At 45.0% G+C, this 7,720-nt stretch carries 7 protein-coding genes and 2 pseudogenes; all 9 read right to left on the minus strand.

Translation table 11 applies throughout. From position 1 onward, the window contains the following. Positions 1-498 (minus strand): annotated as a pseudogene (locus tag ROSEINA2194_RS04720) (hypothetical protein); the annotation flags it as partial. 350 nt (positions 499-848) lie between these two features. Further along, positions 849-2,530, minus strand: a pseudogene (locus ROSEINA2194_RS04730) (recombinase family protein). 118 nt (positions 2,531-2,648) lie between these two features. Further along, positions 2,649-2,915 carry a DUF6870 family protein gene (locus tag ROSEINA2194_RS04735; protein ID WP_007884026.1) on the minus strand — a complete coding sequence of 89 codons (267 nt, stop codon included), beginning with the start codon at positions 2,913-2,915 and terminating at the stop codon, positions 2,649-2,651. A 417-nt stretch (positions 2,916-3,332) separates the two neighbouring features. Beyond that, positions 3,333-3,794, minus strand: a complete 462-nt coding sequence (locus ROSEINA2194_RS04740; RefSeq protein WP_044927215.1) for a sigma-70 family RNA polymerase sigma factor — start codon at positions 3,792-3,794, stop codon at positions 3,333-3,335. Positions 3,795-4,261: 467 nt separating this feature from the next. Continuing rightward, entirely contained in the window at positions 4,262-4,630 is a 369-nt protein-coding gene (locus tag ROSEINA2194_RS04745; protein WP_005933575.1) for a YxeA family protein, read from the minus strand. Between the two features lie 16 nt (positions 4,631-4,646). Beyond that, positions 4,647-5,426, minus strand: coding sequence for an ABC transporter permease (locus ROSEINA2194_RS04750; RefSeq protein WP_005933580.1), 780 nt, complete (start codon positions 5,424-5,426; stop codon positions 4,647-4,649). Position 5,427: 1 nt separating this feature from the next. After that, positions 5,428-6,213 carry an ABC transporter permease gene (locus ROSEINA2194_RS04755; RefSeq protein WP_014080808.1) on the minus strand — a complete coding sequence of 262 codons (786 nt, stop codon included), beginning with the start codon at positions 6,211-6,213 and terminating at the stop codon, positions 5,428-5,430. After that, entirely contained in the window at positions 6,206-7,132 is a 927-nt protein-coding gene (locus ROSEINA2194_RS04760) for an ABC transporter ATP-binding protein (RefSeq protein WP_014080809.1), read from the minus strand. Before ROSEINA2194_RS04760 ends, ROSEINA2194_RS04755 begins: the two co-directional genes overlap by 8 nt. Before the next feature lie 134 nt (positions 7,133-7,266). Further along, the coding region (locus ROSEINA2194_RS04765) for a sensor histidine kinase (protein WP_007884031.1) at positions 7,267-7,720 on the minus strand (454 nt) is incomplete at its 5' end.

Consider the following 7,720-nt stretch of genomic DNA (forward strand, 5'->3'; position numbering starts at 1 on the left):
CTCTTCTTTTTCACAGAGCTGTTTGTATATTGTCTCTGCGTCATAATCCGGTGAGCTTTTCTCTATGACGTCATAAATCTGCCGGATCCGGGAGACAGGTTCTTCTAACATGTCTGCTGTGTCTTCGGCGGTGTATCCTTTTTGATGCTTTTTAATAACCAGTTCTATAATTTTAGAAGCTGCACCCTCGGTTCTGCCTTCGTTTCTGCCTTTCAATTCTGATTCCTTAAAATCGTCCGCAAACAATTCTTTTAATGCTTCACACATATTCAATCCCTCCTTCAGCTTTTCCAAGTTTGCACGCATGACTGCGTCTGCGAGTGCCTGATATAGCTTTGAGTTTTTGTTTTTACCATAGGTAGACCATTTCCCGTTCCAGAACAGGCAGACGGGAGAAGGCGGCGGCAAGCAATTCGTCATAGAGGACAACCGTATCGCCGCAAATGGTAATCTTTCCTCCACAAAGGGTTGTGACTGTGTTGATAGTTGCTTTATCACCTAATATTCCTTTTTCTTGAAAATACCTACAGTCAAAGGAAAGGACACGATAAATAACAATATAGAACAACCAATTAAAATAAATGGTCCGAACAACGGTATATTAAAAAGCATTGTGACAATACCCAATGCACAAATCAAAGATATGATAAGAAACACAATGGTTTTATCTTCCCCCGCTAAATAAACCATAGGAATAAATATTGCTCCCATTGAAAGACTTATACTAATTCCTACTACAAGTACACCTGAGATACCCTCAAATTGTTCAAAAGTAATTCCATGTAACAGATAGGATATGATTAGCGCCTATTAGGAAAACACACTGTCAAAGGGGTTCGTAGCGGGGGTTAGCCCGCTACTGCGGTATCTTCCGTAGTGTTGATTTCAATGTACTCGGCAATCTTGCGGAGCTCGTCAGCAAATTTGAATTTCACGCTGATATTACCGTTTTCATAGACCTTGATATAGTCCACAAGCTCAACCAAGATTTCACGGTTGAGGGCTTCAATGTTCTGATACTTCATAAAGGCTACCAGTGCAGGATGCTCGTTGTCTACACCGTTTGCCAGTTCTGCGCGTTCAGCGTTCAGACGAGTGAGCACTGCGGAAATATCAGAAGTCTGCCGTTCATAGTCTGCCTTCATATCCCGGTATTCCTGCTGGGTGATTTCACCGTCTTTCCAGTCCTGATAAAGAGATTGCTTGTAGCGTGTTATTTTTGTCAGTTCTCGCTCTTTTGCAGCTATCAGATCGTCCAGTCGGTAAGACTGGCTTTTTTGATTGGAGCGGAATTGATCTGCGTGACGATTTCCGAGTAGGAAACAGCCAAATGTACCTGATGCTGTACAGCGAACAGAACAGCAGCCTCCAGCCGTTCATGCTTGATTGAGTGCATGGTGCAGGCTGTCCGGGAACGGTTCTTGTAGGTTGAGCAAGAATAATATACATTGTTGTTCTTGCCAACGCATCGGGTAATGGCCCGCCCGCAATCGGCACATTTCAGAAAGCCGCTGAATAAATGTACCTCACGGCCTTTCGGGGAAGTACGGGTATCACGCTGTAAGAGAGCCTGTACCTTGTCGAAAGTTTCATAGTCGATAATGGCCTCATGCGTTCCAGCCACTTCCACCCATTCCTCGCGGGGAACAGCTTCAATCTGGTGTACCTTGTAGCTTTTCACCCGGCTTCGGCCTTGGGCTAAATCCCCGGTGTAGGTCGGATTGGTAAGAATGGAGTGGATCATGCGGACTCCCCACATAGGATCGTCATACCCTCTTGTCGAAACAGGCAAGCCCTTTTGTACCTTGTAAGCCGAGGGGCTCGGTACGCCGTGTTCGTTCAGGTACAGCGCGATAGCACGTTTTGATGACCCTTGAATAAGCATTGTGAAAATGAGTTTGACATTTTCAGCAGCATCGGGATCAACAATCAGCCTGTGCTTGTCCTTTGGGTGCTTTACATAGCCGTAAGGAGCAAATGCTCCGATATACTGGCCGTTGCGCCGTTTGTAATCAAATACCTGCCGGATCTTTTTGGAAGTCTGATAGCAGTAATTATCGTTCATCACGTTTGTAATGGGAACGATGATATTTGAAACGCTGTCGGGGTTCTTGTAGCTGTCCACATTCTCAGCAAGGCTGATAAAGCGAACACCCATTTGAACAAACAGGTTATCGATCAAACTTCCGGCATCGCTATAATTTCGTGCGAAGCGGGACAGGTCTTTTACTATAACGCAGTTGATTTTACCACTCACGACATCCGCCAAGAGCCGTTGAAAATCTTCACGGTTAGCGTCCGTTCCAGTATGTCCGTCATCTACATATTCCGTGATACTTTCAAACTCGTCAATGTTGCGTCGGTAAAAATCGTTCAGTAGGTCACGCTGGTTCTTTACGCTGTTGCTATCGTCTTTTCCTTTTTTCAAATCTTCCTTTGAAAGCCGGATATAGATGCCCAGCCGCCAGCGGCGGATTGTGTAAGAGGGAGAGAAACTCTGCTGATACCCTCTGTTTTTTGCTCGTGCCATTGTTCCTCCTTCCCTATCACATTACACTTATATTATAACTCTGTCCGGGGAGGACAACAAGGATGCCTCCGCTTCGGGACACTTTGTCTCGAAGAAGCAAAATGAGCTGTAACCGAAGTTACAGCCCGCTTCTTTGCCGCAGCAGGAAATCCGTCAGCTTATCTTGGAGAGATGGCCCGCTTTCAGCAAATTCAATTTTCACGCCAACACCACCGATGCAAAAGCAGTATGGATTTTTGACAGTCTGCAAAAATCGAGAGATGCGCTCCTTTCGGGAAAGCGCATTGTCAAAGGTCATACCGCTCACATCAGGCAGGGACTCGGCAGCCACCGCGCCAATGTCAACGCTTCTCATTTGTTCAAGTTCCTGTGTAGTTAATTTCACGGTAAACCTCCTTCGCAGATTGATAGAACGCCTCCCTCTGTTTGGTGGGGAAACGCAACAGACCAGCACCGCCGGGATGCTGGTCTGTTGCCTTACTCCACCTTGGGACACTTTGTCTCGAGGTTTATTATAGTTTTTGAATATTAGAGAGCGCCGCACATATTTACTTGGCCTGTCCAAAGACAATCGTTATTTTCTGTGCGGCGCTCTCAACGCAAGCAAAGCGACAAGCCCGGAGGAACAGGCAGCCAACCTGTTCAGCGCCGGATCATGGCCTTGGGATGGCCGGGCCCATTTACAGTGTTGGTGTTGTTCGCTCAATCTCTTTAGGGAAATGTCACCGCGCACCCACCGTCTGGCTCCCCGTACTTACTCAGGGTTGCCGTTATTCCCTTGCGTTAAGAAGAAAACCTCCTCTCATAAACCGAGACATTTTTTCATCAATTCCAAGTGGGTTAAGAAGAAAAAATCAAAAATTTTTTTCATGCGTTCAAGGCCACGCTTGATCGACTGGCGAATAGACTCCTCATGTACGCCCTCGGCCTCGGCAATTTCCTTAATCGACTTGCCAAGAATGATATGTGCGTCAATTCTACGGCCTTGGATCTCCGGCAGAGAATTGAGAGCGTTCCACAGACGAAGAAAGGTTTCCATCCGTTCAAGGAGCTCCTGCGGGGTCGGCTCATGCAGGCAAGCGGAATACTCAATCCCGTCATCGCAGTCCAGAGAATACTGCGCCTTGTGCCGGGAGAGCCGCCGCTGGTAGGCCATTTCATAGCGGGCATCGGCCTTGAATACCTCGGCCACCTCGTCAGAAACTTCGATAAGCTGATCCTGCGTGTACCAATAATAAAAATCTTTCAAATTGATAGTAGTCATCGTAAAATCCTCCATTTCAGTTTGTTCGGGGTTGGTCGGAAACGAAATGGAGTAACGGCGGAGAACGGCACCGCACCTCGGGACACTTTGTCTCGAAGTCTGGAAAGCAAAATGCGCCTGCGCGACACAAGGCCGCACAAGCGCATGAAAATATATTATCGGTTATGTACTGTTTAATTTCACATTCAAAGCCGGACTGCTCCGATGGGGGAGCTACGCTTTTTTTAACTGGTGCAGGTCATGGATACTGCGAAATAAAAAGAAGGACACGGTAAATTAACCTCCAATCGGCTACCGTGTCCCTGCAAGTCGTCATAGGTTTGTGTAAACGCAAAGAAACGGCGGCTCTGAAAATCAAAGCCGCCATTTCATAGGCGCGTGAAAATGTGTCTGCTGTACGACGGCTTTTTTTCTTTTGCCGTCGTGCGGCAGCTATATTTTAGGTGATAATCAATTATCTATTCTCTTTATTGCGGTGCTGTATATTCTTTTTGTACGGCTGTGGGAAGCTCGTCATACTGAACTTCAACCCATTCCAGCACTCCACGAATGGGCATTACCGTCAGACGAATAAAGGCGTCCTCTTTCAATTCCCTCGATGTTCCAAAGGTAATGTCCTTTTCGTTTCCGTCCTCGTCATAACAACGCAGCGTGTAGGAGTAGTCCATGCTTCCCCCAAAGTTAATTACACCTCCGGCAGATCCCGTCTGCTCGATCTTGGTGTTGTCGATCTGTGAATAGTAATAGGTGCTGCCTGCACCTGAAAGCAGTAAAATACCAAAACAGATTGCCACGAAAGCACCGGCACCAATCCCAATCAATATTTTTTTCTTCATGTGTAAGTCCTCCTGTTTACCAGCCTTTTTTGAGGGCGGTTTTTTTCGGCTTTTTAACAACTTTTGCGGATGAAACATTTTTTGTTGTAACTACAATAGCCACAGAAATCAATAAGACGACTATCATACTTAGGCTGCATAAGCCTATATTCCAATGAACAGCCGCATCATGGCTTCGGTACTGGATCAGTCCCATACTCGCTGTAATCGGATAGAGATTTGCAAGGGACATATTTCCGGCTGCGAACATTCCCCCGTAGCCATAGACAAATGCAAGAATAACACCTATCATGTGCCCGTTAGGAATACGGGCGGTAAAGGCTATAATCGGAGTTACGGCTATATACAAAAATAAGGTATTAAGGGTGATCTGTATCAAAGCCTGTATTACGGCTGTTACCGAAAATCCCGGAAAGCCAACAAGTAATTCCGCAGCGACAGTAAAAAATGTACTTGCCATACCCAAAAATACGGACAGGAAACCGCAAACAATCAGTTTTCCGCCAATCAACGCAGGGTAGGAAACAGGTATTGTCATAATGCTTTTTAAGGTATCATCTGATTTTTCACGAGCAATGATATATCCTGCAATCAGAGTAATGCACATAGGAAAAATGGTTGTCGTATTATTTTGAATGACGCGTTCGACCAAATGAGGGAAAGTCCAAACTGTACCATCTAATGCAGTAGAAGCAAAAAGAGTAATTCCAACGGAAAGAAGCATTAGCAGAATACCAGCCCAAATGATATGATACCGCTTTAACTTCCATAATTCTGTTTTAATGATCCGATACATTTTATTCCCCCCTTTTCTTGTATAAGAAGTCGATCAATGAGATTGATGCAACAGCCATTATCCCAAGAATGATAACCGTCTGAAAGGTTGAGGGAATAATTGCTTCCAAGGCATTTACATTCAATGGAAACCCATGTTTCACCATATCTCCCGCACCCCAGAGCGTTGTAAGCGGGATAGGCATGAGCCAACATAACCATTTAGGCAATGTTCCGAACAATGTTTCGACGGTAAGGCTCACTACACTGTAAAACACACATAGCAGAATGGAGAAGATGTATGTTTTGCTGAAAAAGACCACAAGTACGATAATCGGCAAAGTTCCCGCTGTAATGAATATTCCAAGTTCAACTGCAACAAGTAGTTTATAGGTAAGACCATGCACTTCCATTGAGAAACTGCCGCAAACAATGGTAGCAAGCATGGAAGCAAGGCAAAAGATAACTCCAAAAATAAATAGCACAATGATCTTTGCCATAATCATCTGTGTACTTGTTACCGGGATTGTGCGTAAATTTTTGAAAGTGTCATTGTCCCGTTCCATAAAAAACAGCATTGCTGCAATGACACCGATGATACACGGCAAGAGAAAAATAACGCCATATCCCATAACCATATTGAACAATCCATCAAAAAGGACTGATTTATTTGGGTACTTCTCCAACATTCTCGGTGTTGCCATCAGAAAGGTAATGGGAATAGGAAATAAAAAAGCGGACAAAAACACAAGTGGGATGATTTTTTTTCTCTTCAATTTCGCGAACTCACATTGAACCAGTTTAAGCAATTCCCTCACCCCCTGTTACTCTCTTGAAATAATCCTCAAGACTTTCTTCACAGGTATGCGCCTCTGATACCTCCAATCCGTTTTCTACAAAGGCAGTTACAATTTTCCCCACAGGTAGATCAAGGTTGTGCAGGCGCAAATTGTGGTCGTCCTGTATGGAGAAATGGTTTTCATGGAAATTGCGCTCCAAAATTCTTGCCGCCTGTGCAGTATCAGAGAGCGTAAACCGGATATGCTTACTGCTTTTTTGCTCCAGCTCAGCAAGGCTTTCTTCTTCCAGCAATGCGCCGTGGTCGATAATTCCAATATCGTCAGCCAGCAAGGAAATCTCCGAAAGAATGTGACTGGAAATCAAAATGGTTTTTCCTCGCGCGTCACAAAGCTCACGAATAAAGGAACGTACTTCTGCAATACCGATGGGGTCGAGGCCGTTGATCGGCTCATCCAAAATCAAAAGCTCCGGATCGTGCATAACGGCAAGGGCGATGGCAAGCCGCTGCTTCATGCCAAGAGAATACTGTGAAAAGAGCTTTTTATCTTTGTAGGGCAGTCCTACCAGATCCAGAGCATCTTTGATAGCATGATTGTTTGGTACGCCCCGCAGAGTAGCAAAGATACGCAGGTTCTCTGTGCCGGTCAGATTGGGATAAAAGCCGGGGGACTCAATTAGACTGCCAATGCGGGGGAGCAACTTCTTTTCATTCCCTTGCAAAGACTTTCCCCAGATTTTGACCTCCCCGGAAGTCGGCTCCGTTAAGCCCAACAGCATTTTCATGGTAGTGGTTTTTCCGGCTCCGTTTCTGCCCAGCAGACCGTAAATTCTCCCACGCTTCACATGAATATTTAAGTCAGCCACACTCTTTTGTGAGCCGTATTGCTTCGTCAGATTTTTTGTTTCAATGATATAATTTGTATCCATATTCAAAACCTCCTGTTCTGTAAGGTATTCTATCATGCCAACCTTGCATTAACCTTGCCGCAACCTTGCATTAACCTTGCAATTTGAAATCCAGTAAAATGACAAAGGCTCCCGCCATAAAGACGGGAACCCGCTTAACTCTCCAAAGGAAAAAGCAACATAAATTCAGTTCCTTTTCCCGGCAAACTTTCAACTGTTATACTCCCACCCATCTTTTCTACAAGCTGATGGACAATAGAAAGACCAAGACCGCTTCCTTTTTCAGACCGTCCTTTGTCACACTTATAGAGCCGTTCAAAAATGTGTTTCAAATCTTCCTTCTCAATTCCCACTCCATTATCCGCCAGCAGCAACTCCATGTTATTTTCCTTCTTTGACAGGGCAATTTTGATTTTGTCTGCATGGCTGTGAGCGATTACATTTTGAATAAGGTTATTGATGATCCTCATATAGCTGTCCATATCCAATCTTACCCGGACAGGCTGTTCGGGAATATCGATGTCATACTCAACCTGTTTATCCTCAAAAATCGGTATCCAGTCAATGAGGATATTTCTTGTCAGCTCTGCGGCCTCAACGCTCTGGATT

Source organism: Roseburia inulinivorans DSM 16841, from assembly GCF_000174195.1.
Lineage (GTDB): Bacteria > Bacillota > Clostridia > Lachnospirales > Lachnospiraceae > Roseburia > Roseburia inulinivorans.